This window comes from Pseudobdellovibrionaceae bacterium, from assembly GCA_023954155.1.
Lineage (GTDB): Bacteria > Bdellovibrionota > Bdellovibrionia > Bdellovibrionales > UBA1609 > JAMLIO01.
The window spans coordinates 95,661-122,189 of record JAMLIO010000005.1; the positions used below are offsets into that span (position 1 = coordinate 95,661).

Below are 26,529 nucleotides of genomic sequence, written 5' to 3' on the forward strand. Positions count from 1 at the left end.
GTCATGATGTAAGAGTAATCTTTAACTTTAATTATTGTCTTATTTGGGAGGTATTTAAAATGGCAAGTAAGAGCGTTTGGATGTGTGTGGCTTTGGTGTTTTTTATGATGACAGAGGCTCATGCGATCTCTGAATCTAAATGTCGTAGCAACGACTGGTTTGCTGTGGGTCGTGAGTATGGAATCAAAGGTGAAGCCGAAGATAAGGTTCTTAAAGACCAAGAAGCTTGTCAGAAAAGAGGGGTAGAGATTCCTTTAGAGCAGTATAAAAAAGGCTGGCTCATGGGGATCAATGACTACTGTAGCCCAGATAATGCCTATAAAATGGGCGTTACTAAAAAGAAACCCACAAAGAATTGCCCTTTGGTGATCAAGCCCACTTTTGATCAGTTTTATAACTGGGGCACCGATGCTGCAAAAATAGAAAAGGACATTGCTAAGACGGATAAATATCTTAAGAGCAAAAAGAAGTCTCTTGAAAAGGCTCAGAAGGATGTCAGAAAATTCGATAAAGAAGTGGAAAAGCTAGAGAAGCAGTCCAAGTCTTTAAAAGCTAAAGTGGCTGAAATTGAACAAGAGATGGCTAGAAAACGAACTCAAATCACTAAATAAGAAAATCAAAAGGGCCTTAGAAAGGCTCTTTAAAATAGAACGACCTCATAAAGATACGGAGTTTACGTTCTTAGTTTATCATGTACGCAACATTTTCAGGGAGTAGATATGAAAAAAATGATATTTAGTTTATGGATGATGTTAGTCATGGGAGCCTCTACGGCACACGCGGGGATCTTTGACCTTATGTATGTTAAAGCGCAGGTAGGACTTCCTGTTGTAACAGATGGAAGCATTGATGGCACTGACATTGATACCAGCTTTGATCCTCCTTACCCGATCACGTTGGGTTTTGGGGTTTACATGTCCCCTTTAACTTCCCTCGCTTTGGAAGTGAATTACGAAACTGCCGAGTTGACCGACCTTCCACCAAGTATGCTTGGGGGCAGTGATGATATGAAACAGTTTGGAGCTTTATTAAACTTTTACTTTCACTTTCCTGCTTTGATGATTGTAGAGCCTTTTGCGGGTGTGGGTTTAGGCTATTCCATTGTGACCATTGATAATAATGACTATGATGGGAAAGGTTTCATCTGGCAGATTTCGGCAGGGGTGGACATTAACCTTAAAGAGTTTATGGCTTTAACAGCAGAGGCTCGTTTGTTAGAACCTATCAGCATTGATATCAAAGACGGTGGGGGAGTAGATGTGGGAGAGTTAGACTACACCCACGCACGTCTGATGGTGGGATTAAAGTTTAAACTTTAATCCTAGTACGAGTTTTCTTTAGTAGATCCAAGGTATCCAGTTATATTTAGGCCGTAAGTGAGGAGCACTTTTTTGAGTGCTTCTTTTCTTTTCCAGCAGACCGATTCCTGTCCAGCGAGTCAGAAGTAAGAGACTCACAATAGGGGTGAGAAGTCCTATATATCCGTATTTAAAGGGTAGAGCTAAAAGTCCAAAGCTCAGCCAAATTAAAAACTCTCCGAAGTAATTGGGATATTTGATCCATCTCCAGACCCCACCTGTGTAAGTGAGGTTATGGTTTTTGGGGTCTTTCTTAAATCTATAAAGTTGTAAGTCAGCAAGTGTTTGTAAAATCAGTCCAAATAAAAACACCCATGCCAGCGGCACGTTCCAAGCGGGCGACGACCAACCTGTATCAGGTGAAGACAGGTAAATATAAAAACCTGTTGCCAAAAGAATATGGGCGATCATCTGAGGTAAAATTACATAAACTAAAGAGTTGGCTTTAAAATGCTGAGGCTGCCATTTGCGTGTGAGTTCTTGGTATCTTGAGTCCTTAGGAACGTGTCTTAAGCGTAAAAAATGAAAGAGACTTTGGCGAAGAGCCCAAAGGCACACCATTGCAAACATGATGATGTTGGCATGTTTCATCCCATCAAGATAAAAATCCAGAGCAAAAGGAACCAGAAAACTTAAAAACCAAAACCCATGACTAAGGGTTAAAGCTGTTACGGTGGGGGAGTTCGTGGGTGATGAAGTGCCAGCTTGTAACTGTGTCGCTCTTTGTTTCACAATCAGCAGCACAAACCAAATGACAAAAAAGTAAATGGCCGCAAGAAAGATGGAGCATAGAATCTGATTTAACATGAAGTTTGCTCCTCAAAGGTGCGGCGTTTTTTATTTTTGGTCACATGAGGGGCTTTGAATAGATGATTGTGAAAGGAGATGTAAAATCCTGCGGGGACCACTTGGCAAAGGGCCAGAGCCTCACAAAAATTTTGTAAGGCATCGGAGTCTTCAAAACCTATGGGCATCATCGCACCCGTAAAGATCACAGCGACAGGTGGGGTTGGGCACTGCTCATAGCAGTAACGTAGACTGATCTCCATAGTATCTGTGCCGTGCAAAACCAGAATAGGGGTACCTTCGGCAAACTTTTGTTCTATGGTCTGCCAGATCAGTTGGCGATCCTTGTCGTCCATATCTAAAGAGTCTTTAGACATGATTTCAAAAACTGAAATGTCAGTATGGGGCAGACGGAGTTTAGTCAGTATTTTATTTTTTAACTGGGACTGTCTGGTTTTTAACGAGTAAGAGACGTCTCTGTTTTTTAACGATCCGTCGTCTTCATTATAGATTTTTTCTATGGTTCCACCTGTCGTTAAAATGGTGACCTTCATCTTTTCCATAACACGCCCCTAGCTCTGTATTGCTAGAGCCTACTTTGGCACTTTTCCTAGGAAAATCAATGGGCAAGGGCGGATTCTCAGTCATTTTCGCCTTGCATTTATAAGACAGCATGTTAGTTCTTTAGCCCTTATGTCAAAATTAGATATTCGAGTTAAGAAATTTGGTGGCACCTCTGTGGGATCTATCGAGCGCATTGAACATGTGGCGGACCGACTGTACAAAGCCTACCAAAATGGGGAACGTTTTGTGGTGGTGGCTTCTGCTATGGCAGGAGAAACAAATCGTCTTGTCCGTTTGGCCAATGAAATTCACAGCGGCTTTAAAGGCCCTGCTTATGATATGCTCCTTGCTTCAGGTGAGCAGGTGTCCATTGCGCTTTTGTCTTTAGCTTTGCAGAAAAGAGGTTTGAAGTCTCAACCACTGCTCGCTTACCAATTGCGAATTTCTACAGACTCCATTTATTCTAAAGCTAGAATCAAAAACATTGATGCCGACAGATTGATTTCGATGGTGGAGCAAAATGAAATTCCGATTGTAGCGGGATTTCAAGGTGTAGATGATCATGACCGTATCACCACTTTAGGTCGAGGGGGCTCAGACACCACTGCTGTGGCTCTGGCCGCAGCACTTGAAGGGTCTGTGTGTGAGATCTATACGGATGTGGAGGGAGTGTATTCGGCTGACCCTCGTTTGGTTCCAGACGCTAAAAAGATTGAAGTTTTAAATTATGATGAAATGATGGAGATGGCAGCTCTAGGTTCAAAAGTGTTACACTTTCGCTGTGTAGAGATTGCGGCCAAGTACAATGTTCCCATTCATGTTTTGTCTACGTTTTCAGAAAACTCTGGCACTATGATCCAAAAGGAGGTCGCCGCCATGGAATTAGAATCCCCCGTTGTCTCTTCGGTCACTCATGATAGCAAGGTGGCCATTTTGCAAGCTGAACCTGTTCCGAATGGTGTAGAGTTCCTAGCCGATCTTTTTAATACTCTTTCAGAAAAAGAGATCATCGTGGATATCATTGCTCAAGCCCAAGGAATTAAGGGACAGCGTGTGGCCTTTTCGATTTCTGATGAAGATGTTGGGGAAGGCTTTGACGTTCTTAAGTCTTTAGTGCCTGAAAGTACAAGTATTACGACTTTGGAAAACATGGCTAAGGTTTCCATTATTGGTGTGGGGATGCGTTCACACTCAGGTGTTGCGGCCAGATTTTTTAAAGTGCTTGCCGCAAGAGATGTAGATTTAAAACTTGTCACCACTTCTGATATCAAAATGAGCGCGGTGATCCCTAGGGCTTTGGTCAATGAGATCGTTCAGGCGTTACATGCCGAGTTCAGTTTAGGGCAATAAAAATTAAGATGATGGAACAGAAAAGTTTTAGCTACAAGAATCACAGATTAGGAGCGGTCACCGAAGGCAAATGGATTGATCTGTTAGAGGTGCTCCCTAGTGACCCTCATCCTACGTATTTTTATAATCTGCATTCTGTAAAAAACCGCATCGACCAATTGAAGGCCAGTTTAGGTGGGCTTCAAAGTAAAATTCATTATGCGGTCAAGGCTAATGCCCATCCTCACATCCTAGAGATGGTCAGACAACAGGGGTGTGGTGTGGACACTGTCTCTTTGGGCGAGATGCTGCATTCTTTAGAGCATGGTTTTAACCCCAAAGACATCATCTTATCAGGTGTCGGAAAAAGTAAAAAAGAACTGACACAAAGCCTGCTTTTGGGGATCAAACAAATAAATGTAGAAAGTTTATCGGAACTGAAAAGATTAGGTGAGATCGCCTCTGTCTATCAACGCGAATGTCGATTTGGAATTCGTTTAAACCCAGATATTCAAGTGGACACTCATCCTTACATTTCAACGGGCTTTCGTGAAAATAAATTTGGTCTGCCTGAAAAACAAATTCCAGAGGTCTTAGAGATCGTAAAGCAGTATAGCCCTTGGTTAAAATGGCAGGGCTTAAGCGTTCATATTGGATCACAAATCCGAGATGTGGAGCCTTTACTGCAAGCCGCAAAAGCCTTAGTGCGTGTCAGACATAACCTGACGTTTTATGATCAGGACATTACAAGTCTTGATATTGGTGGGGGCGTGGGCATTGATTACAAGAGCGCTGATGAGACAGCGGAGCTTGAGATGCTAAAAGCCTATGGTAAGGGTTTGCAAAATATCTTTTCTGATTTCAAAGGCGAGATTCTTTTAGAGCCAGGCCGTTTTTTAGTAGCAAGGGCGGGAGTGCTGGTCACTCAAGTGGAATACATCAAGAACAATGGGTTTAAAAACTTTATTGTGGTGGATTCTGGGATGAACCACTTATTGCGTCCCAGTTTATATCAAGCCTATCACAGAATTTTACCTTTAAATGAAAATGCTAAAGCCAAAAAGAACATCTTTGATGTGGTCGGACCTATCTGTGAATCTTCGGATGTCTTGGGTTATGAAAGATATTTACCAGAACCTCAAGAAGGGGATTGGTTGGCGGTGATGGATGTAGGGGCTTATGGGTACTCGATGTCTAGTGATTACAACATGCACGATAAGCCGCATGAAATTTGTCTTTTATAATTGAAAAATAATTTTTAGAAACTCCCATGGTATGCAAAAACCCTTGGTGTTGGCAGGCTTCGTAGTGTGGTGAGCCTTTTAGGTCACTCTCTTTTTTATAGTTTATAAGGATTCAGGATTGCAAGTCAGACTAAATTTAAATGAAGTCGTACAAATATTTTTTACATGTAGGCATAGGGCGTTTGGATCTTGTTTGGGGAACTAGATCTTCTAAATTTTTAGGTTCAGGCAGACGACCCGTATCTATCAAAATATTAAGTGCTCTGAGTATGTTCCTTGTCTTTTGAGAGGGTGAAATTTTTAAATTTTGTTGAGCTTGAAGTAAGGATTCTAGTTGCTCCACTGCTGCTGCCACATGAGCTAGGTTGAGTGTGAATATCCCAGTGATCACTTCGGGAGTCATCAGGTGAGGGTATTTGTGGATGAGGTGATAAAGCTCGGGTCTTAAAGCCAAGTAAAAACTCTGTACACCGTCATTATGTTGAGTGTCTTTATAGGGATTAAAAAAACGTGCATAGAGAGCATCGCCAATCTTGTTCAAGTCCGTTTTTGAGTGTGCAAAAAATCCCGACCAGTTTTGCCAGTAGTCTAAGGTTCTGGTTTTACTGGTTTGTGCGCCCTCAAGCCACCAGTGTCTAAGGACATAACTTCTAAAACTACGTGTTTCAGGACCATTGATAGAGGAGAAAATGCGCAGGTGAAGCATCAGCTCCAGAAAGGTTGTCCATGCAGGGATGTCTATATTGAGGATATGAAAGGGGTTGGAGTGATCTGTTTTTAAAAAGAACTGCTCTAAGATAAACAGTTTGTGAGTCTCTTTGTTTGCAGGGAGAAGTTGTTGCCAAAATACTATATTTTCTTTTATGCGATCCCACTGTGGGTGTGCTGAGGGTGAATTGATATTGGCAAGTTTTAGTAAACTGTGAGTGTCTATATTTTGAGCCTTATCAAGGACTGCGGGTGAAAACCCCAAGTCACGAATAAGCTCAGCAAACTCCACATATAGGGTGGTGAGTTGCTTTTGATCCAGTTTGTAGATCAAAGCCACATCAAGGTCTCTGGGTGTAAAAGTTTTGATTTGTATAGGGGTTTCTTCTGTTGTGGTTGCTCCTTGGGCTTGAGGGACGCATACGACAAATTCAAAAGTGCAGCACAAAAAGAGAAAGAGGTATTTTGTAAGAGTCATGATGATTATTCCTTGGTGTTGTCGGCTTTGATCTTTTCTGTAAGGGCGCTGAGAATGTTTCTAGAATCCATACTGAGATGAAATTTGCTGGATAAGTCTTTGTCGATCTCTTTTTCAAGAGCACTCATGGGGACGATATAGTTGTACTCTTTCCATAACGTGGGTGACTGTGCATTGAGGTCAGAAAGCAGTTGGTTTGAGCTTTGACTCAGTTTAGGAAACTTTCCTGTCCACAAAAGCCCTTTAAGGCGTAAATTTTTATCATATACGGGTGCGCCAGAGTCGCCGTGCTTTCCGTCGCATCCCACAGGTAGAGACCAAGATTGTAAAAGGGCTCCGCTGACATTGCAGTCGGGGTCTTCTAAAACTTTTTCTTCGGTACTTAAAAGTCGGCAGTCTTTTTGGTCGTCCACTTTCCAATCAAAATTATAGTCGTAGTCGTTGTCCACGCTGATCAGATTTAAGGCTTCCCCTGTTTGATGTTCAGTATTGAATTCAACGGGTTTAAGTAAATTAAGGTGCTCTGGGTTTTCGGTAGTGATCGAAAAGATCATGGCGTCGTTTTCGGCAAATTTGTAATGCCAGTCATCACAAGTCACATAAAAACGTAGGGATTTGTATCGAACTAAAAAGTTCACTTCATTGTGGCAAGAGTTCAGGTCGTCATACACATGTCCCGCGGTCATAACGATGTGTTTGTCTGCAAATTTTCCCAAATAAAAACCTGTTCCTACTTGTCCCATTCCTGTTCTAAAAAGTTGAAAGACTTGGTAGGGAAATTCACCTGGATCTTCCATCGACTTGCGGTTCCAAGAGTCACCCACTTGGTAGGACTTGTAGTCCTCTTGGCCTTCCGTTAGGCCTTCAAAGATAGGGGAACTGGGTGGGGTACAGATTTTTTTATTGTAAGTAGGAAAAAGAGGGCGTTGACAGGCCGTAAGGATCAAAACACTGGTGAGCACCCAGATTTGTAAAAATAGATATTTGGAAGCGGGGGGATGGGGGTTAGTGTTCAATTGGGTCCTTTGAGGTTCTCTTCTGAGAGTTTTTTTGCCTTTTTTACTCTCTGGTTTTCCTTTAGGGTTTATCTCTAACATGCTAAAAATCATGAAGTATTTAGGTTTAATTTCAAAAAATATGCCGCCCATAGAGGGCTAAAGTCGCATAAATAAGAGATTAGGATTTAAGGGAGCTTAGCTTGGGTATTTGGGGGTCGCAGAGAGACAATTCTTGCCCAAGATGAGTCCTTCCTCCTATTTGTCTTCTCTTTTAGGGTATCTCCTTGAAGGTGGACCTCCAGCAAGCGGGACGCGCTTTGCCCCAAAGGGGCAAATGCTGGCAGAGCCCATGGATGGGCGTGTCCGCCTTCAAGGAGATACCCTAAAAGAGAAGACAAATAGGAGGAAGGACTCGATTGTTTTATGTCATAAAAAAACCCCTCTTTTGAGGGGCTAGGGTTTATAACATGAGTGAAAAGTTTAAATGAATTTTTAGATGGTGATTTCGCCAAAGATTTCTTCGGCCACGCACTGGTCGGGGTCATTGCTGAGCTGACAGGCTAGGGACTGGATGTCTTCGGTGTAAATGTCTTCGTAACACATGAAATCTACTTTTTGTACTGCGCCTGTTACTTCTGTAACATAATGTTTGTTGCCGCCGCCGTTGTACCTGGCAATACCACCAGGTTGGTTTCCAGGGACTATATATCCGCCTGCAAGGGCCACCATAAGTTTAAGGTATATGGCAGAACCTAAAATATCTAAATCAAGGTCTTTACCCGCGCGTAAACTTTTTTGTAGGTCAGAAGGGGATTTTGAAAATAGGGCAATAAAGTCATTATAACGTTTGCTGTTTCCCGCTTGGGCAAAACAGTCTTTAGCCATTTTATGTAGGCCATCAGTGACGGCTTTGACCGCATTGTTTTTAGCCTGTTGTCCAGGAAGTCGCATTTGGCTTTTAAATTCTTTAATGGCAGGAGTGGTAAATTGCCCACAGCCTGAATCTCCACCGCCTGTATTGTGGCGATTACGACAGTATCTAGATTCTGTTTCTAATACTCCAGCTAAATAAGTAAAGTCGTTTCCTGTACAGGATGCGGCCCAAACTACGAGGTCTGCGATGTCGCTCGTGCTGTAACCGTTTACACCATTATGGTAGGCCTTCACGCGACGCTCGACACGTTTTTGCTGATCGGCTTTGCTGACATCCATATTTCGAGCCTCAGTGCGGTTAGATGTGAGGATATTTACCTGACTGTTTGTAAAGTGATAGGCAATATCGTGCTGCTCGACACCTTCGCAGACTAACTGAGCGGCATGGCTTGTAAAACTTGTTGCAAAGAAACTTAAGCTCAATGCTGTTTTTAAAACGAAGTTTTTTGTGATCATTTTTTCTCTCTCCTTTAACGTACTGTTATGTATATGGGGGACTGTTTTCCTTTCGTTCCCTTGTCCCCGTGTGCCAGTCTCAAAGCAGACACTGTGCCTGAATGCCTTACTGTGAAGACATTTCACGGTTTTTTCTGAGAGAAAAATGAAGTGTGTTAGAAAATTTGTGAGCGAGAAAAAAATTCAGAAAACAAAACTATAAAATTTTGTGATTGGACTTAAATGGGCTATCTAAGAGCGCATAAATGTCAATTTAGTTGTGAACTTCTAAAGTTTGAATTTCTGCATCTTCCTCATGAGTGAGGGTCTGAGCTAAAAATTCTCCACCTGGATTGCCGATAACAATCAGCTTAAAACCTTCAGAGGTGATAGTGCAGTCGGGGCAAAGTGTTCTGGCCTTTTCGATAAGTGTGGGGTCATCAGTTTTACCTGCCCAAAATCCTTCTTCATCGCCAGGACCTGTAGAGACGACACCGACAACAAAGTCGGCCTTTTCGGGCTGTGAAAAACTTGAAAAGTCCACGTTTTCAAAGGAGTCTGTGCTGATTTGGTGAATCAAAATGTGTGTTCTGAGTTGGAGCAGAAGCACTTTGGCCTGTGTTTTATAAACTGAAGTCACAGTCTTTTGCTGAAAGTCCTTCATGCCTTTGGTGAAAGCGATAAAGCCAATACTGATCACAACAGCAAATCCAATTAAAATTCCGACGATAAGTTTACTTTTTCCCATGACTTCATGAGATCATAAGATTAGCCTGATGACAATGAGCAATTTAAAATGGTCCAAAGATCGTGGAAAAAAATGGCGGGAGTTAAGTGCTTCACTTGAAGCGATGATGGCTCCTATAGATGAACCTCTCATCAAAAGGCTAGACCTTCCTAAGAATATCTCAAAGGATTTTGTGGTGGCGGATGTGGCGTGCGGAGCTGGGGGGACAACATTACAGATCGCACGTGCTTTATCTTTATGGCCTCAGTCTTCATCACCTCAGCCACCATCACCATCTTCTTCTTCTTCTGCCGTAGCGTCGCAAGTGATGGGATTTGATATTTCTCCTGAGCTGATCGAAGAGGCTCAGCTGAGGGCGGCAGCACAAAAATTGGATATCTCATTTCAAGTGATGGATGTGGGAACGCAGTGTCCAGCGCAAGCGCCCTTTGATCGGGTGGTTTCGCGCTTTGGAACCATGTTTTTTGATGACCCACTAAAGGCTTTTAAAAATCTACACAAGTGGTTAGCCCCAAGTGGGCAATTTGTTTTTGCGGTGTGGGGGCCACGCGAAGAAAACCCATGGGTAGATGACATCAATAAAATTTTGGCTAAATTGATTCCGATTACACCTCCTGAGCCAGATAGCCCAGGTCCCTTTAGATATGCAGATATGAATCGATATACAGAGCTCTTGTCGCACTCGGGGTTTAAAAATATCAACTCTCAAAAGTGGGAAGGGCGTTTGGCCATAGGGGGAGGCATGAGTCCTCATGAAGCGGCCAGATTCTCTTTAAGTATGTTTAGCGTGGCCCAGATGTTAGCCGCACACACCGATGAGGTGCGCACTCAGGCCTTTGAGATGTTGAGCGACTATTACGCCTCATCGTTAAAAGAAGACGAAGTGGTCAAAGCCTCTGCCAGCGTATGGTTAGTCTCAGGCCAAGCCTAAGTTTTTAGAACCTATTTTTGTAATAAAAGAGGAAACACAACAGGATGTGGGAGAGAGGGTTGTGAGTTCTTTGGGCGAATTTGACGTCGTCCTTGCTGATTTATAAATCTCTAGACCGCTTTGAGCCACCAACTCTTCTATATTTGTTCTGTATGTAGATATAAACACATAGTGTATGGAGCACGATGTTGTTTATTTTAAAGGCATAAAATGTTTTGTAGTCTGAGTCACAGATTTGAAATAAGGGGAGAATCTATATGAAAAATTTAATCTATTTATTGTTATTTCTTTTGCCTGCGCAGGCGTACGCTAAGAACTGCTTTATAGCTGCGGGAACGTATTTAATGATTGAAGGCGCTGGGGCCAATGCGATCATTGATATTGATCATCCTTTTGAGGACTGTGAGGGCGAAACTCTAAGATTTCGTTACGGCGCACTTAGGGGTGGGGATCACATCAATTATGTGATTGATATTCAGGCTGAGATTGGTCCTGGTTTAAAGACTTATATTGACGAATTTGGGAATGAATTTAAATACGAACTCCTTTTTCACGAAAGGTCTTTTGAACTCACAGTGATCTCAACATTTGATGGAGTATGTGAAACCAAAGGTGGATTTGGTTATGACAGTTACGATAACCCTGTTGATCACAGCACATTCACTTTAAATCTCACCACGACTTGTGAAGACGGCAGAGATGTCGAAGATATGAGTTTTAAACTCTATAAGATCTATTAAAAATCCTAATCCAGCCAAATAGAATATAAAAGATTTGGCTGTCTAAAGGTTAATCATTATGTGTAAGGGTCTAAATAAAAGAACTTTTTTATTGTTAGAGTCTTATTCTAGGGTCTAGTTTAGCCGATAAAAATCTAGATTTTCGGCACCATGATATTCCATACTTATAGTGTAGTTTGAAGGATTCCAAAATGAAATATATGATCTCTTTTTTAATGCCCTTGTTTTTGAGTCTAAGTGTCGCGCAGGCTCAAGGGTCTAATTTAACCTTAGTTTGTAAGGTGGGCGACAAGGACTTTCGGGCCACTTATTCTCTGACCCAAAGTGGGCATGTGTCCCTTGTGGGCCAAGTAAATCAAAGTAAATTTGCTTGCGATTTGCAATTACAAGAAATCAAAGATGAGCGTAAAGGTCGAGGGATTTCCAAATACAGTGTGCAATCTTTACGTACAGATGCCAAGTGCAACCAGGATTTGTCTTTTGATTTAAAAAGAGGCTTGCAAGAGCATGTGGATCTGGTGATCTATAAAAACTACGCCGAACTTTATCTATTTGAAGGGTATAGCAAAATCCGTTGTGATTTTTTTGAATATAACGAAAAGAACCTCCTAGAGGTGTCAAAGGCCGTCAATCAAAGAAAAATAAACTCTTTGACCCCTAAGCGAAAAGCCGTACCTTTAAAAATCAAGTCCTTACAAAACAAGAAGTCAAAGAGATAAAAATATGAAAATTATATTTTCATTAAGTATATTTTTAATATTTATAAATACATCTCTGGCAAATAACTGTGCGGATCATTCTGCGAGTGACCCTAGTGTTCCCCTGTGTCCCGAGGGAGCAGGAATTTTATCAGAAGTTTATCCAGTCAGGATGGCCACAGTTTCAACTGAAGTTGATGGCGGTGCTGTGCATGCGGGAAGCTTTGTGAGTCAGCTCTTTGCAAGTCAGCCAGATAAGCCTCCTGCCGTGATCATATCAGGTAAAAATACGGACTGTGCGTGGGCAAAACAAATAGTAGCTAGGCGTGCCCCTGCAAGTAAAAGGGCTCTTTGGGTGAGTAATATTCAGTGCAACCCTGAGAGTGAATGGAATTGGCAACAAGATTTTATGCAAGGTTATGTGAACAGTTCAGGGCAGCCTGTAGTCAGGTTTAATCCTGAGTATTATAATGGGGAAGGTCGTGCGGTTTATAAAGGTCTTCCTGAGCGAATTCAAAAATGTGGCTTTGAAACAAATGAAGAAGGGAGAGGGGGCACTAATCCATACATGGGAGGAAATATTGAGGGGATGCCTCCTGACTTCTGTGTGATTGGGGATAATGTTCCAGAAGCCGAACGCTCCTTTATGTGTAATGGTGCAAAGAATATTATGGTTGCGCCCACAGGTTTTATGAAAGTGGGACATACAGATGAGATCATGAAGACCGTTCATACAGGCGGTCCACCTCCTTGTAACTTTAAGGTGTTGGTGGGATCAGTAGATTTAGCTAAAGAGCTTATGGCGGCAGCTCCGCAGGACGAGGATTTTATCCCAACTCCTACAGACATAACCAGTAATGTCTGTGGTTTTGAAACTGAAGCGAATCTTTCTCCAGGAAGTGGTGGGAGTTCTACTACAACTACTCAAAATTTCTTATTACAGTATTTAATGCCTCAAAGTGCATTTGCAGACTTGCGTGTAGAGGGTCCAGACGGGAGCCGAGCTCCTTCTCGAGAAGGTAGAGATAGAAGAAGTGGGTCTGAGAGTTCTGAACAGGGATCTAGTGAGCCACTTAAAACTTGTACACCGCAAAAGTTTTTGCGAAATCTTGAGCGTAGTGAAGAAGGTTCTCGTAACAATGAAATTGGTGCAAAACTTGATAATTTTGCAGAGGGTGTGAAAAAAACCATGGGTTCCAAGCTCCCGCAATGTGGAGATGTGGTTGAGCGTGTACCGATGTTGTTTACAGCCAGACAAGATGATGATGCGGTATCTATCTTTCCTAACCCTACAAACGGGGTGAATATCAATGGGACTATGATCTATTCAGATCCCAACAATAAAATCTTTGACAAGTATTTAACAGATTTGAGTCGAAAAATAGGCGTAAAGAAAAGAACTGTAAATACAGCAGAGCCTCATAGGTTAAATGGCAATTTGCATTGCTCGACAAACTTATTAAGATACTGTCGCCCTAGAAAATAATTGAGGAATGGAGCGGGAGACGGGATTCAAACCCGCGACCTTCGCCTTGGCAAGGCGACGCTCTATCAGCTGAGCTACTCCCGCAGGTCGCATTAGGAAGCACAGAGTATGCAAATAAGTTTTTTATCTGTCAACACTGGTTTTTTTATAGCTTAAAACATAGTCAAATGCCGATGTGATGCTAAAGACTACACTTAGAATCAGGGCAACTTGGCCCATTCTGACGGTGGGTAGGCCAAAGGCGTCCTGAGGCAGAAGCAAGAGTGGGATCGCAATCATTTGCAGTGTGGCCTTATATTTGCCTAAAGGACGTGCAGCAATCACTCGGCCCACACTGGCCGCATAAGAACGAAGGCCGTTAATTAAAAAGTCTCGAGACAAAATAATAAGAATGAAAGCAGGATTGACCTCTTTGCTGACGGTTAAAATCACCATCCCAAAGAGCACCATCACTTTATCCCCAATCGGGTCAAAGAGCTTTCCAAAATCAGAGGTCAAATTGTACTTTCGGGCCAAGTGTCCATCAAAAAAGTCAGTGAGACTCAAACAGATAAAGACAAAGCTGGAAACGTACCAAGTCCACTCGCCAGAAAAGTACCACGGCATGAGGATCAGAGGGGAAAGAATAATTCTTGCTAAGGTCAGTCCATTGATAAAATAAAACATAGTGCCATCAAAGATAACGGTTGTTTTTAAAAACGACAACTCTTGTAACTCGAACTTTATCTTTAAGCCGTAAGGTGTTAAAACTGGGAAGATGACGGAAAATAAAGAGCTAAATTCTTATAAAAAATTTGTGCAGTATCATGAGACCGACATGATGGGTGTTGCGCATCATTCCAACTACATCAAATGGATGGAAGAGGCGAGGGTGGATTTACTGCGAAACACGACACTCAAAGAGTGTCATGCTCCGTATATCGATTACACTTTGGCAGTTTTGCAGACCTCTTGCATTCATAAACGCCCATGCCGTTTTGGTGATGAAGTCGAGGTCAAAACCAAGGTGTATTCAGAAGGGTCAAAATTTAGATTTGTGTATGAGATTTACAATGGGGAAACTTTATGTGCTCTTGGTTTTACATTGCATATTGGTGTAGATCGTGATCTGAAGGTCGTAAAGCACCCCCCTAAAGAGTATGCAAAATATGTGGAGGATGGAGTATGGACAGAAACCTGGCCCTCGAATTTGTAAGAGTCACCGAAGCCGCAGCTTTATCCTGCTCACGCTATATGGGGCGAGGTGAAAAAGACAAGGCCGACCAAGCGGCTGTGGATGCCATGCGCCGCGCGTTTGATGGGGTGTTCTTTCAAGGTGTAGTGGTGATTGGGGAAGGCGAAAGAGACGAAGCCCCGATGCTCTATATCGGAGAAAAAGTGGGCGGTGGGGATTCCAGTTCTCCACAGATTGATATTGCATTAGACCCTTTAGAGGGCACCAACCTTTGTGCTTACGGTCAGCCAGGGGCTCTTGCTGTTGTGGCGGTGGCCGAGCGAGGAAACTTCTTACACGCTCCCGATACGTATATGAATAAAATTGCTGTGGGTCCGAAAGCACGTGGTGTCATCAATATCGAAGCCTCTGTCGAAGACAATGTGCGAGCGGTGGCTAAAGCGTTAAACAAAGATGTGACAGACATCACTGTGGTGGTTTTAGATCGCCCTCGTCATGAGACGCTGATTCAAACTTTAAGAGCTCTAGGCACACGCATTCAGCTCATTGGAGACGGCGATGTTTCCGCAGCCCTTGCAACAGCGTGGGAAGATTCGGGTATTGATATGCTGCTGGGTACAGGAGGCGCACCTGAAGGTGTGATTACGGCGGCGGCCATGAAGTGTTTGGGTGGAGATTTTCAAGGACGTTTGGAATTTAGAAATGAAGAAGAAAAATCTAGGGCTCAAAAAATGGGAGTCAAAGATTTAAATCAAATTTACACCATTGATGATCTGGCACGGGGTGAGGTGATGTTCATCGCTACAGGTGTCACCGATGGTCCTTTGCTTAAAGGAGTTCGCATTTTGCCAGGACGCAAAGCCATGACTGAGTCTATTGTTATGCGCTCACAAACAGGCACCATTCGTAAAATTCAGGCCACTCACAATTTAGAACGCAAGCCTTCGAGCTTTAATTTTTTAAATCACAAAGGTTAGGTTGTAAGTTGCAGGTAAGGTGTTTTCATTGCCAAAAGATCAATCAGATTTCTGATAAGGTTCACTTTCGTGATGAATGCGAATCTTGCGGACAGGATTTGCACAGCTGCAAACAGTGTCAGAACTATGATGAAGGCAGTTACAACGAGTGCAAGGACCCTTCTGCGGATCGTATTTTGAATAAAGAAAAGTCTAATTACTGCGATTTCTATATAGTCCAAACGGGAGTAGCGGGAGAAACATCTTCGACAACTCCAAGTAAATCAGATCTATTGGCGCAAGCAGAAGCATTGTTTAAAAAGAAATAAGCTATTGACTCATCCTCATTTTATCAATCTGAAAGACAAGAGCTTGTGTAGCGCTAAGGACCCTGTCGTCTTCGGACTCGTTGCCATCGCAAGCACGGTCACGGATTTTAAAAGGCGCGATACGGATTTGAGAAAAACTGGTGTCTTCGTGAAAGGCAATGGTCAATTTGCCGCCTTCACAGGAGCTTAAGCAATTCCACTTTGTGGCGTCATCAGAGACATAGCAGTCCATTTGAATGGGCGCTTTGGGTGAGTTTTTGTGAGCTAAAGCCGAAGAAAAACTAATGAAGTTTCCAAATGGAGTGAGGTTTAAGGATAAATCTTTGAAAACTTTAGCGCTACCTGCTTGAGGGGTATAGTGAATGTTTACAATTTCAAAAGACCTAGCGTTTGCAGTTTTTCGCATAGGAGCATTGGGCTTTTGTAGACGATCCATTTGGCCTTTGCCTGTAGGAGCCTGTCGCGCAGAAGGAGTCATCTTAGCGGGCGCTTTATTGTAAGCCTTTTGTGTGTTGGCGTGGGCGGCCACAGAAACCATGAGAGCTAAAGTGAAAGATAAAATTCTAAACATAAAAATCCTTTGCCTAACAATCGGGTTGAGGCTTTTCTTCGTCTTCAGGAGTATGAACATACATCAATGAACGCTTCACCTTGTCTTTGTAATCTTCAAAAAGCTGCGGACAGATGGCGGGACAGCCCGCACTGCTGGAGCACATGTTTTCAGCGTAGCTCGCACGATGGAAGACGACACTTCGATCTAAAGCTTTGTCATTTACCCCACCCAGCAGGCCACGTAAGTTTAAGGCATTGTGACCGCTGCTTCTGGGGCTTCCGCTATTAAAGGTGTTTTGACTGGATCTGTATCCCTCGTCAGTAAGATAAAAGCCTCTGGAGGTGGCCCCACCGCCACTGCGGTTGTTGACCTCGGAGGTGATTTTGCATTTGATCTTACCGTTGCATCGGACTTGATGCTCGGGAGGACAGTTGCTATTTGATCCGTATCCATGCGCCACAGGACAGCTTTCGACCTTTCCTGATTTCATATCTAGAATAAAAAATCGATCAGCTACGTGGGGCTTAGTGTAATCCACAAGTAGGATAAAATCCTGATTGTCGATTTTATTAACGGCATCTAACTTCTCTCCGCGGGGAGAGCTGGTGGCATCTAAGTCTCCACCACAAGAGCGGGGAATGCCGTCTTTATTTTTAGCGTAAAAGGCTAAGACCCTTTGCAAGGCCACTTCGGACCCCTTGAGCTCTTCGTTATCTTTAAATTTGTTATAAAGTTGAACAAATTCTTCGCGGGCTCTGTGATTCACAACTCCATCTGGACTTTGCTCAAAATATCTTAAAGGAATAGAGACGTCTGAGCTACCACTTGGAACAGGGGTGGTCGTGGTTGCGGCCCCTGTAGCATCAGACGTCTCCGCGACAGCCGTGTGGCTGAAAAGAAAAAGAAGAAGGGTCGTGGATTTTAGAAAGTTAAAAAGTTTATTCATTTTCATAGTTCTAAAAATATCAGAAATTAGCAGCAAAATATTCTAAGGCTCACCATTACTGGACCTAAGTATTGGATGAAAAAACAGGCACAATTGCGGCTTTGATTTTAAGAATTTGGCTTGAGGTGAAAGGGGGTGGATTTTTAAACTGGAATGGGGCCAAATGTGCAAAGAATCAGGGTTTAAACGCATTGTGGACTTGACCTTAAGGGCATCTCTTTTGACACTATAAGTAGTGCCTAGGGGGGGTAACCTTTTCATGAAACTAATGCTACGGATATCGAAACTCTTGATCCTTTCACTGACGTTAATGCTGCTGTTCTTTCATCAAGCCTTCGCCAACATTGAAGGTGGACCAACGCAGAACTTTAACCCTGTTTATGGAGGCAGAGACTTTACTACTGTGCACTCCACAAGCACTGTTAAAAAATATCACCTTAACGTCGGGCTGTTTTTAGACTATTCCATAGAAACTCTTCCTGTTTACCCTACAATCATTAACCCTGATATTGATGACCGCGCTCTTTACTCCACTTTAGGTTTGGGTTTTGGTCTGACTGACAGATGGGATGTGGGGGTGTCGATCCCTTATATGGCCAATCAATCGGTGGATGATGTTCAGTTGCGTGGACAGTTCAAAACAAAAGGTATGACTGAAATTCGTTTACTTTCAAAGTACAGACTGATGAACTTTGAAAGCGGTGGGGGTTTAGCGGTTTTAGGTTCTGTGGGACTGAACCAAACTAAAAATTTACCTTTTGTGGGGGATAGTCCTGATCCAACTTTTAATATTCAAGTTTTAATCGACCATCTTGTAGGGCAGTGGAGACTTGCTGGGAACATTGGATACCGTATGGTGTCTCCAGGTCCTCAGATCCCAGGTTTCACTCATTTCCAACCTCTGGGAGATTCCTTTATCATGTCCGCAGCGGCTCGTTATCAGTTTAATGAAAACTGGTTTGGTTTAGGGGAGCTATGGGCAGCGATGCCAAATGCAGATATGGGAGGCGTGGACCGCGCTGAAAATTCTTATGAGGCCCTTTTAGGCGGGATTTATAAGCAGGAGTATGAATCCTCTGAAGAGCTCAATGTTCATTTTGGTGTGACCAAAGGGATCAATAAGGGGATTTCGACTCCGACGATCAGAGGGTATGTGGGTGTGAACTATATGTTTGGTCCACTCTTTGGCGGCTCGGGCCCTGTTGTGAAAAAAGCCGCCACGAAAAAAGTCGCAGAGAAAAAGCCACCTAAACCTCTGGCAGAAATTTCAGATGATTTTGGTCAGTCCTTTTATAACGAAGGTTATCGTCAAGGTTATATGGCTGGTTATGGTATTGGTCCCTATGCGGGCTTGGGTCCTGAAGAGGGACGAACTCATGATGGTGGACAGGATTACCCTGAAGGCTTTTATGATGGCTATATTGATGGCGGAGGTCCACTTCCTGGGGATCCTAATCGACCGAATTGGGCGAAGTGCTATCGCACGGGCTTCCAAGGTAAGCTTGGCAATGGACCTGGAGCCAACAAAGGGCAAAAATATGGTTCCCAGTTAAAGCTCGGCAAAGATTGTCCTGATGGTTTTGAAACAGGTTGGTTAGATGCTCCTGACAGTTTTGTAGAGCCGTCTCAGGACGATGAGGCTCAAGAGTCTTTTTACAACCCTGGTTATCGTGAAGGGTATAAGGCAGGTTATGGCATTGGACCTTATGCCGGCATGGGCCCAGAGCATGGGCAAACTTTAGATGGTGGTTTTGAATACCCAGAAGGTTTTTATGATGGTTACATTGATGCCGTAGGGCCTTACCCTGGTGATCCTAACCGTCGTATTTACGGAAAGGGCTATCGCACAGGCTTCCAAGGTAAGCTTGGTAACGGGCCTGGTAAAGGTAAAGACCAGTACTACGGGTCTCAGCTTAACTCTGACCCTGATTACATCTTGGGCTTTGAGCACGGATGGATTGATGCTCCTGATACCGCAACACCTGCTCCTGAGGCAGAACCTCAAGATGTGAGTGATGGGTACACGGGATATGAAGCCAACCCGAATGCCTTTACCATCAATACAGATGAGGACGTGTTTAAAGACAGAGTTCCAGAAGAAGAGGAAGTGTTAAACATTGAAAACATCAACTTTAACACGGCTTCGGCATTGATTCTGCCTTCGTCTTATCCCGTGTTGGGCAATGTGGTGAACTACTTAAACAAGTATGAGTTTAAAACTCTAGAGATTTGGGGGCACACAGACAGTCGCGGTGCCGCTCTCTATAACGAAAGACTCAGTCTTGAGAGAGCGCGTTCGGTCTATCAATATCTGATCGAGCAAGGCATTGACGGCAGCAAGATCACTTTTGATGGTTGGGGCGAGAGAAAACCAGTGGTGCCCAACACTACACCAGAGAATTTACGTAAGAACCGTCGAGTGGAGTTCATCATCCGCCGTTAAGACGGTACTCGGAATTAAAACTCGTTCATTACGCCTTGCTTGCTGACAGCAGGGCGTTTTTTTTTAACATTCAGGTCTGGGCGGGTAGGACTGCAAACGCATCCGTTTGCGCGTGTCATTGCATGAGGTTGGGTTCAAGTGGGTGCAAAAGATATGTCAACAGACCAAGTGGTGTTGCAGTTTGGGTTAAGAAACAAAAAAGAATAAGAGGTATAAACATGGCTTCAGCAAAAAAAGTAGAAATTTTTGATTTTCCTATTGAACAGATTTATGCGGTCATTTCTGATTTTGAAAAGTACTCGGAGTTTTTACCCGAGGTGAAAGCCTCAAAGATTCTTAAAGACAATGGCAATAAAAAAACAGTGCAGCTTTCTGTATCCATGATCAAAGAGTTCACTTACAACATCATAGCGACATTAGATGAACCCAACGGCCTGAGTTGGGTTTTTGAAAGTGGCGAGATTTTTAAATCCAACAACGGCAGTTGGAAGCTTAAGGCCATTTCTCCTACGCAGACCCAAGTGACCTATGAGGTGGGGGCAGAGTTTAAACTTTTTGTCCCAGGAGCGATTGCAAAAAAATTGATCGCTGTGAACTTACCTCAGATGCTGGCAACCTATAAAAAAAGAGTGGCAGAAGTTTACTCTTCATGAATCTTAGCGCATTTGAGCATCATTTTATTCGCACCTTCAAATCCCATTTTGGCGACCATAGGGTTTTGGGGGAAAGACGATTTTTAGTGGCGGTTTCAGGGGGCGCTGACTCTGTGGCGTGTGCTCAGCTGTTTTCGCAGTTTCAACCACGGTTTCAATACGAGTGGAGGATCGCTCATGTTCATCATGGGCTGACAGATGACTCACATTTGCAAGACTTTCGTCAGCAAAGTGTGCAGCTTGTCGGGGACTTAAGTGAGATGTGGGGAGTAGAGTTTTTGACCAATTCTTTACAGGAAGCACCTTTGTCTTTGCGTACCGAAGAGCAGCTTCGGAATTTTCGCTATGAATGCTTTAAGAATTGGCAGTCTGAAGGAGAAATCTTAGTCTTGGGGCATCATTTGGAAGATCAGTTGGAATCACAGATCATGGACCTGTTGCGAGGAAGTCACTTTCAGAGTTGGGACAGATTTAAGGTTTATCACCAAGGGCTGTTTAGGCCCTTAAGTCTCTGCGATAAAAAAGACATTGTGGCGCACTTAGAGCAAAAACAAATCCCTTATCTTGAAGATCCTAGCAATCAAGATGTGACGATCACACGCAATTGGATCAGACATGAGCTGCTTCTGGCTCTAGAAGGGCGTTTCCCAGGGGCAAAGCTGAGTTTGAGTCAGAATTTAAAAAAACTGTATGACTTTGAGGCACTCGGAGAACCTCTAGAGGTTGTTGATGTGCCTACAGAGATTTTACTCTCTGAATGGTTGCTTTTTACCTACAGTCAAAAGCAGAAATTTGTGTTAAACTCTTACTTAAGACTGGCTCACAAAAGCTTGACACAAGGGCAGATTGAAGAAGTGATCAAGCAACTTGACCAAAGGCAAAAAGAGCACAGATTTCAAACTGGCCCCATCTTTTGGACGAAAAATGCCGAAAAGATCACTGCACGTAGGGAGAATTTATGAAGAATAGAGTGCCAAAGTCATCGCAAAAAACTTTAGGCGTATGGCTTGTTGTATTAGTCATCGGAATTTTTTTCGTTCAACAGATGTCACAACGTGAGAACGAAATTATAAAAGAATTTTCTTACCCTCAATTTGTAAAAGCTTTGGAAGAGAAAAAAGTCGAATCAGTCACTTTTTACACCGTTAAGGGTGAAGTAGAGGGTGTGATCAAACCAGAGTTTACCGATGAATTCAAAAAAGAATTTGGCGGAACTAAGTTTAAAATTCCTGGTAACATTTCTGACAAAGGTTATGAAATTGTTGAACAGTATGGCATTACGCCCAACTACAACAACGAAGACTCTTCTCTTATGCTCAGTGTGTTTATGAACATGCTGCCGTTGATTTTGATTTTTGTATTATTCGTAATCTTTATGCGCCAACTGCAAGCGGGTGGGGGTAAAGCTTTTAACTTTGGTAAAAGTAGAGCCAAACTTTTAAATGAAAACAAAAAAGTCGTCACCTTCAAAGATGTGGCAGGTGTGAACGAGGCCAAAGAAGAACTTGAAGAGATTGTGGACTTTTTAAAAGAACCGCGCCGTTACACGCGCCTTGGTGGTAAGATTCCAAAAGGTGTGTTGCTTGTGGGACCTCCTGGCACAGGTAAAACTTTGCTGGCTAGGGCAGTTGCAGGAGAGGCGGGAGTGCCTTTCTTTTCTATTTCTGGTTCGGATTTTGTCGAGATGTTTGTAGGTGTGGGAGCCAGTCGTGTGCGTGACATGTTTGAGCAGGCTCACAAAAGTGCACCGTGTATCGTGTTCATTGACGAGATTGATGCTGTGGGAAGACACCGTGGCGCAGGTATGGGTGGTGGACACGATGAGCGTGAGCAGACCCTAAACCAACTTCTTGTGGAGATGGATGGATTTGGCGATCACCAAGGGATCATTATCATTGCAGCGACCAACCGCCCTGACGTGCTTGACCCTGCTTTGTTAAGACCAGGTCGCTTTGACCGTCGAGTGGTGGTGGGCAAACCTGATCTTGAAGGTCGTATGGCGATTTTAAAAGTGCACACTCGTAAAACTCCTTTGTCCGATGAAGTGGATCTTAAAGTGGTGGCTAGGGGTACTCCAGGGTTTTCGGGAGCAGACCTTGCTAACCTGATCAACGAGGCGGCTTTACTCGCAGCGCGCGCTCGTAAAAAGATCATTGATAACGATGATCTTGAGAATGCGCGCGATAAAATTTTGATGGGTGCAGAACGTAAGTCTATGACGATGTCTGAAGAGGAAAAGCTCAATACCGCTTATCATGAAGCGGGACACACTCTTGTGGGACGCTCACTTCCAGGTTTGGACCCTGTTCATAAGGTCACTATCATTCCTAGAGGTATGGCTCTGGGTGTGACTCAGACTTTACCTGAAAGAGATCAGATCAGTTACAGCAAAAGCCAAGCCGAAAACATGATCGCGTTTTTATTTGGTGGTCGGGTGGCTGAGGAGATCATCTTTAAGGACTTCACCACGGGTGCCAGCAACGACATTGAACGTGCGACAGAGATCGCTAGAAAGATGGTCACAGAGTGGGGCATGAGTTCTAAAGTAGGTCCTTTGGCTTATGAAAAGAATGAAGGCCCTGTGTTTTTAGGATTGCAAAGTGGTCAGCGCAGCCGTGACTACTCGGATGCTAAGGCTCAAGAGATTGATGCCGAGATTCATCGTATTATTATGGAAGGCTATAAAAAAGCCACCGACATCCTCACTGAAAAGAAAGACGCTTTAGAACGTCTGACTCAAGCTCTTATGGAGTTTGAAACTATTGATGGACGTGAGGTGGATGAGCTGATTGCGGGGAAATCCGTAGAAGACCTGCGTAAGGGTCGTGAACAGCGTTCAGCCAGTTTAAAAGAAGAGAACGACAAAAAATCAAAAGGACTTAAAGATGAAGTGTCATCCCAAACCCCTGATGATGATAAATCAGGTTTAGGTGACCCCAGTCCAGTAGGGAGTCCCGCCTAGTTTTTAAAACAGGATACAACTTAGAATATGACAGCATTGATCAACTCCTACCACATGATACTTAGCTTCGCACAGTCCTTTGTGCTTCAGCTGACGTATAAAGATATCTTTGATCTGTTGATCCTTTGGGTGTTGGTCTATCGGGTGATGCGCATGACTGAAAAGTCAGGCATCATTAAGATTCTTGCGGGGATTTTGTTTTTAGCCGCCTTATACGGAGTCAGTTACAACTTTAAACTGATGTCTGTGTATTTTATCTTAGACAACTTTTTCTCTAACTTGCTTTTGATTCTGGTGATCTTATTCCAAAATGAAATCCGTAAGGTCTTGATTGAAATTGGAGCCCCTTTATTTTCGAGAAACATCTCTCGAGTAGAGGCTAATCGTATTGCTGAAGAGGTGACGAAGGCTCTTAAGGAACTCACACGTAGAAACTGGGGGGCTTTGATCATTGTTGAAAAGGACATGAACATTGATTCCTTTATTGAAAACGGTGTGATGATCAATGCGGATGTGACTTCAGAGCTTTTGGTCAGTTTATTTCAACCCTCAACACCTTTACATGATGGAGCGGTGTTGATTCGTGAAGGACGTATTGAATCCGCAGGAAACTTTTTGCCCTTAAGTCAGAATCCTGCTTTAGATAAAAAATTGGGGACTCGTCATCGTGCTGCTTTTGGAATCACAGAATTGACAGATGCTAAGGTTTTCATTGTCAGTGAAGAACGACGCGCGATTGGATTTGTGGAGTTCGGAACTATGCACAGCACCCAAGACGTTGCGGATTTGAAACAGGATGTGGTGGAGTTTTTAGAGTTTGGAGATGAAGAATGATTGTTTTAAAACCTAAAGAATCTTTACTCCAACGAACTGTCAAATCCATTAAGGGTTTGTTTTTCCATAACACAAAACAAAAAGGTCTGGCACTGGTTGTGGCAGGTATTATGTGGGTGTTCATCTTAGGCCAGAAAGAGAACAGTGTAGAAAAGGACGTGCTGTTAGAGTATCAACTGCGTTCGGGAGTGGAGATGCTCGAGTCCGTGCAAAAGGTGAAGGTGTACTTCACGGGACCAAGCAGTGCGCTTCGTAAGTTGAACGAATCTCCTTTAAATTTAAAAATTGATATCACTCAATATCCAGTGGGTGGATTATTTACAGTCGAGGTGCCAAAGGATGGTCTTAACCTTCCTCTTGGAGTAAAAGTGGAGTCTTTAAAACCCAGCCGAGTGCCAGTGGTTTTAAGAAAAGCCTCCCAAAAGGATTAGACTTATGAGTAAAAAAACGGATTCAAATAAAAAAACAGGGGCTACAAAAGATGTAGCTGAAACAACGGTAAACAAAGAAACGGGCTCAAATAAAAATGCAATGTCTACAAAAGAGACAGTTGCAACTGTGACGGCAAACAAAGACACTGCCCCTGTGGTAGGAAGTCATACCGTATCTGCTACGAATTCTAAATCTTTGAACGCAGTGGAAGTTAAAACTGTAGATTCTAGAATCTTAGATACTGAAATAAAAATGAGTTCTGATGGTCCTAGTTCTTTTGGAGCCGTCAAGGTGGGTTCCGAAGGTTCTAGTGGTCCAGACTCTACGGGTGGAGCGTCTTCCTCTGTCGGCAAAAAATTATTTGGCACAGATGGTGTGCGGGGTACGGCGGGAAAGTTTCCTATCACTCCTGACATTATTGTGAAACTAGGACAGGCTCTTGGGTTTGTGCTTCGTAAAAAAGAAGAGCGCCCCAAGGTTGTGATCGGTAAAGACACCCGACTTTCAGGATATATGGTCGAGCAGTGTTTGGCTGCGGGGTTAAATTCTATGGGTGTGCATGTGCAACTTGTAGGTCCGCTGCCAACACCTGGGATTGGTTTTTTAGCGACAAACATGCGAGCTTCTGCGGGGATTGTGATCTCGGCTTCGCATAATCCTTTTTATGATAATGGAATTAAAATTTTTGGACCAGATGGTTTTAAAATTTCTGATGAGCAAGAATTAGAAATTGAAAACTTAGTCTTACATCAAGACATGAATAAATTCTTAAAAAGCCACGATGAAATTGGTCGCACCAAAAGAATTGATGACGCTTTAGGAAGATATTTAGTTTATGTCAAAAGCACCTTTCCTTTGGATTTATCGCTTGAAGGGCTTCGGATTGTTTTGGATTGTGCCAATGGGGCCTCTTATAAGGTAGCACCCATGGTGTTTGAAGAATTAGGTGCGGAAGTCATTGTGATTGGTAATAGACCTGATGGGTTTAATGTGAATAAAAAATCAGGGGCTCTGAATCCTGAACAGATTTCGGAAAACGTGCGAAAGTACCGTGCTGACATTGGTGTTTCTTTGGATGGGGATGCGGACAGAGTGATCCTATGTGACGAAGAGGGCGAGATCATGGATGGGGATAGAATCCTTGCGATCTGCGCTTTGCAATTGAAAGAAGAGGGACGTCTGCTGAAAAACACAGTGGTGGCGACTCACATGAGTAACATTGGATTAGATCAGTTGCTTAAAAAGCATGACATCAAAGTTCATCGCGCCAATGTGGGGGATAAATATGTAGTCGAAGCCATGCGCAACCAAGGTTTTATTCTTGGTGGCGAGCAGTCTGGACATGTGATCTTTTTGGACCACTCCACAACGGGGGACGGACTTGTGGCGGCTTTAAAGATTTTGGAAGTGGCGCTGAAAAAAAACAAAAAGCTTAGCGAGCTACGTAATATCATGACCAATGCTCCGCAAATTTTAAAAAATATTCCTGTATCACAAAAAATTCCTTTAGAAGAAATTCCAGGTTACTACGAGATGATTTCCAAAGTGGAAGCCAAACTTAAAGATTCAGGTCGAGTCTTTGTGCGCTATTCAGGAACAGAACCCTTGATTCGCGTATTGGTCGAAGCCTCAGAAGTAGAACTCGCTGTCAGTTGCTCCGAAGAAATTTCTAACTGGATAAAGTCTCAGTTGCAGCTTTAAGTGAAAAGGATAAAGTCTCAATTACAGATTTAAGTGAAAAGGATAAAGCTTTAGAAACTATGAGTTATAAGAGGATATGTAAAAAGTTATAATCAATATTCTGGTGTGAA

26 protein-coding genes, 1 tRNA gene and 1 pseudogene are annotated in these 26,529 nt (G+C 43.1%); 18 read left to right on the forward strand and 10 right to left on the reverse strand.

What is annotated here, in order from left to right:
- Positions 1-59: 59 nt before the first annotated feature.
- Positions 60-611, forward strand: a complete 552-nt coding sequence (locus M9899_07360; GenBank protein ID MCO5113977.1) for a DUF2799 domain-containing protein — start codon at positions 60-62, stop codon at positions 609-611.
- A gap of 108 nt (positions 612-719) precedes the next feature.
- Entirely contained in the window at positions 720-1,319 is a 600-nt protein-coding gene (locus M9899_07365) for a porin family protein (GenBank protein MCO5113978.1), read from the forward strand.
- An 18-nt stretch (positions 1,320-1,337) separates the two neighbouring features.
- Here M9899_07365 and M9899_07370 read toward each other — a convergent pair whose 3' ends face one another.
- Positions 1,338-2,165, reverse strand: a complete 828-nt coding sequence (locus M9899_07370; protein ID MCO5113979.1) for a DUF1295 domain-containing protein — start codon at positions 2,163-2,165, stop codon at positions 1,338-1,340.
- Positions 2,159-2,707 (reverse strand): asparaginase, encoded by a 549-nt coding sequence (locus M9899_07375; protein MCO5113980.1) that lies wholly within the window; start codon positions 2,705-2,707, stop codon positions 2,159-2,161. Before M9899_07375 ends, M9899_07370 begins: the two co-directional genes overlap by 7 nt.
- 130 nt (positions 2,708-2,837) lie before the next feature.
- Between M9899_07375 and M9899_07380 the strand changes: the two genes are divergently transcribed.
- Positions 2,838-4,058 carry an aspartate kinase gene (locus M9899_07380; GenBank protein MCO5113981.1) on the forward strand — a complete coding sequence of 407 codons (1,221 nt, stop codon included), beginning with the start codon at positions 2,838-2,840 and terminating at the stop codon, positions 4,056-4,058.
- An 8-nt stretch (positions 4,059-4,066) separates the two neighbouring features.
- Complete coding sequence (gene lysA, locus M9899_07385) at positions 4,067-5,281, forward strand: diaminopimelate decarboxylase (GenBank protein MCO5113982.1); 1,215 nt, start codon at positions 4,067-4,069, stop codon at positions 5,279-5,281.
- Between the two features lie 136 nt (positions 5,282-5,417).
- On the opposite strand, the gene M9899_07390 is transcribed toward lysA, so the two are convergent.
- The 4 genes from M9899_07390 to M9899_07405 form a co-directional block, all read right to left on the reverse strand.
- A complete protein-coding gene (locus M9899_07390; protein MCO5113983.1) occupies positions 5,418-6,467 on the reverse strand; it encodes a hypothetical protein in 1,050 nt (349 codons plus the stop codon).
- 5 nt (positions 6,468-6,472) lie between these two features.
- Complete coding sequence (locus M9899_07395; GenBank protein MCO5113984.1) at positions 6,473-7,483, reverse strand: hypothetical protein; 1,011 nt, start codon at positions 7,481-7,483, stop codon at positions 6,473-6,475.
- A gap of 474 nt (positions 7,484-7,957) precedes the next feature.
- The gene (locus M9899_07400; GenBank protein ID MCO5113985.1) at positions 7,958-8,854 is read right to left on the reverse strand and encodes a hypothetical protein; all 897 of its coding nucleotides are present in this window, start codon (positions 8,852-8,854) and stop codon (positions 7,958-7,960) included.
- Between the two features lie 253 nt (positions 8,855-9,107).
- Positions 9,108-9,581, reverse strand: coding sequence for a hypothetical protein (locus M9899_07405; GenBank protein MCO5113986.1), 474 nt, complete (start codon positions 9,579-9,581; stop codon positions 9,108-9,110).
- 28 nt (positions 9,582-9,609) lie between these two features.
- On the opposite strand from M9899_07405, the gene M9899_07410 reads away from it, so the two are divergent.
- The 4 genes from M9899_07410 to M9899_07425 all read left to right on the forward strand — a co-directional run bounded on the left by M9899_07410 (position 9,610) and on the right by M9899_07425 (position 13,436).
- Positions 9,610-10,512, forward strand: a complete 903-nt coding sequence (locus tag M9899_07410; GenBank protein MCO5113987.1) for a class I SAM-dependent methyltransferase — start codon at positions 9,610-9,612, stop codon at positions 10,510-10,512.
- Between the two features lie 257 nt (positions 10,513-10,769).
- Positions 10,770-11,252 carry a hypothetical protein gene (locus M9899_07415; protein ID MCO5113988.1) on the forward strand — a complete coding sequence of 161 codons (483 nt, stop codon included), beginning with the start codon at positions 10,770-10,772 and terminating at the stop codon, positions 11,250-11,252.
- A gap of 191 nt (positions 11,253-11,443) precedes the next feature.
- Positions 11,444-11,971 (forward strand): hypothetical protein, encoded by a 528-nt coding sequence (locus tag M9899_07420; GenBank protein ID MCO5113989.1) that lies wholly within the window; start codon positions 11,444-11,446, stop codon positions 11,969-11,971.
- Between the two features lie 4 nt (positions 11,972-11,975).
- Positions 11,976-13,436, forward strand: coding sequence for a hypothetical protein (locus M9899_07425; GenBank protein MCO5113990.1), 1,461 nt, complete (start codon positions 11,976-11,978; stop codon positions 13,434-13,436).
- 8 nt (positions 13,437-13,444) lie between these two features.
- Here M9899_07425 and M9899_07430 read toward each other — a convergent pair.
- A tRNA-Gly gene (locus M9899_07430) sits at positions 13,445-13,520 on the reverse strand.
- A 39-nt stretch (positions 13,521-13,559) separates the two neighbouring features.
- Positions 13,560-14,102 (reverse strand): CDP-diacylglycerol--glycerol-3-phosphate 3-phosphatidyltransferase, encoded by a 543-nt coding sequence (pgsA, locus tag M9899_07435; GenBank protein ID MCO5113991.1) that lies wholly within the window; start codon positions 14,100-14,102, stop codon positions 13,560-13,562.
- Positions 14,103-14,193: 91 nt separating this feature from the next.
- On the opposite strand from pgsA, the gene M9899_07440 reads away from it, so the two are divergent.
- Genes M9899_07440 through M9899_07450 form a run of 3 tightly spaced genes read left to right on the forward strand, consistent with a single transcriptional unit; the run spans position 14,194 to position 15,895 of the window.
- Complete coding sequence (locus M9899_07440) at positions 14,194-14,631, forward strand: acyl-CoA thioesterase (protein ID MCO5113992.1); 438 nt, start codon at positions 14,194-14,196, stop codon at positions 14,629-14,631.
- Complete coding sequence (glpX, locus tag M9899_07445) at positions 14,601-15,587, forward strand: class II fructose-bisphosphatase (GenBank protein ID MCO5113993.1); 987 nt, start codon at positions 14,601-14,603, stop codon at positions 15,585-15,587. Before M9899_07440 ends, glpX begins: the two co-directional genes overlap by 31 nt.
- Positions 15,588-15,595: 8 nt before the next feature.
- Positions 15,596-15,895, forward strand: a complete 300-nt coding sequence (locus tag M9899_07450) for a hypothetical protein (GenBank protein MCO5113994.1) — start codon at positions 15,596-15,598, stop codon at positions 15,893-15,895.
- Between the two features lies 1 nt (position 15,896).
- Here the strand turns inward: M9899_07450 and M9899_07455 are convergent, their stop codons facing one another.
- Both M9899_07455 and M9899_07460 read right to left on the reverse strand, forming a co-directional pair.
- Positions 15,897-16,466 (reverse strand): hypothetical protein, encoded by a 570-nt coding sequence (locus M9899_07455; GenBank protein MCO5113995.1) that lies wholly within the window; start codon positions 16,464-16,466, stop codon positions 15,897-15,899.
- 13 nt (positions 16,467-16,479) lie between these two features.
- Positions 16,480-17,394 carry a murein L,D-transpeptidase catalytic domain family protein gene (locus M9899_07460; protein MCO5113996.1) on the reverse strand — a complete coding sequence of 305 codons (915 nt, stop codon included), beginning with the start codon at positions 17,392-17,394 and terminating at the stop codon, positions 16,480-16,482.
- Between the two features lie 259 nt (positions 17,395-17,653).
- Here M9899_07460 and M9899_07465 point away from each other — a divergent pair, with 259 nt between their 5' ends.
- The 7 genes and pseudogenes from M9899_07465 (at position 17,654) to glmM (ending at position 26,419) form a co-directional block, all read left to right on the forward strand.
- Positions 17,654-19,837: an OmpA family protein gene (locus M9899_07465; GenBank protein ID MCO5113997.1), complete on the forward strand. Its 2,184-nt coding sequence runs from the start codon at positions 17,654-17,656 to the stop codon at positions 19,835-19,837.
- A 218-nt stretch (positions 19,838-20,055) separates the two neighbouring features.
- On the forward strand, positions 20,056-20,490 hold the full coding sequence (locus tag M9899_07470; protein ID MCO5113998.1) for an SRPBCC family protein: 435 nt from the start codon (positions 20,056-20,058) through the stop codon (positions 20,488-20,490).
- Entirely contained in the window at positions 20,487-21,452 is a 966-nt protein-coding gene (gene tilS, locus M9899_07475) for a tRNA lysidine(34) synthetase TilS (GenBank protein ID MCO5113999.1), read from the forward strand. Before M9899_07470 ends, tilS begins: the two co-directional genes overlap by 4 nt.
- Positions 21,449-23,302 (forward strand): annotated as a pseudogene (gene ftsH / locus M9899_07480) (ATP-dependent zinc metalloprotease FtsH). The gene tilS and the pseudogene ftsH overlap by 4 nt, the downstream one beginning before the upstream one ends.
- Positions 23,303-23,479: 177 nt before the next feature.
- The gene (gene cdaA / locus M9899_07485; GenBank protein ID MCO5114000.1) at positions 23,480-24,286 is read left to right on the forward strand and encodes a diadenylate cyclase CdaA; all 807 of its coding nucleotides are present in this window, start codon (positions 23,480-23,482) and stop codon (positions 24,284-24,286) included.
- Positions 24,283-24,717 carry a CdaR family protein gene (locus tag M9899_07490; GenBank protein ID MCO5114001.1) on the forward strand — a complete coding sequence of 145 codons (435 nt, stop codon included), beginning with the start codon at positions 24,283-24,285 and terminating at the stop codon, positions 24,715-24,717. The genes cdaA and M9899_07490 overlap by 4 nt, the downstream gene beginning before the upstream one ends.
- 292 nt (positions 24,718-25,009) lie before the next feature.
- On the forward strand, positions 25,010-26,419 hold the full coding sequence (gene glmM, locus M9899_07495; GenBank protein MCO5114002.1) for a phosphoglucosamine mutase: 1,410 nt from the start codon (positions 25,010-25,012) through the stop codon (positions 26,417-26,419).
- Positions 26,420-26,529: the final 110 nt, after the last annotated feature.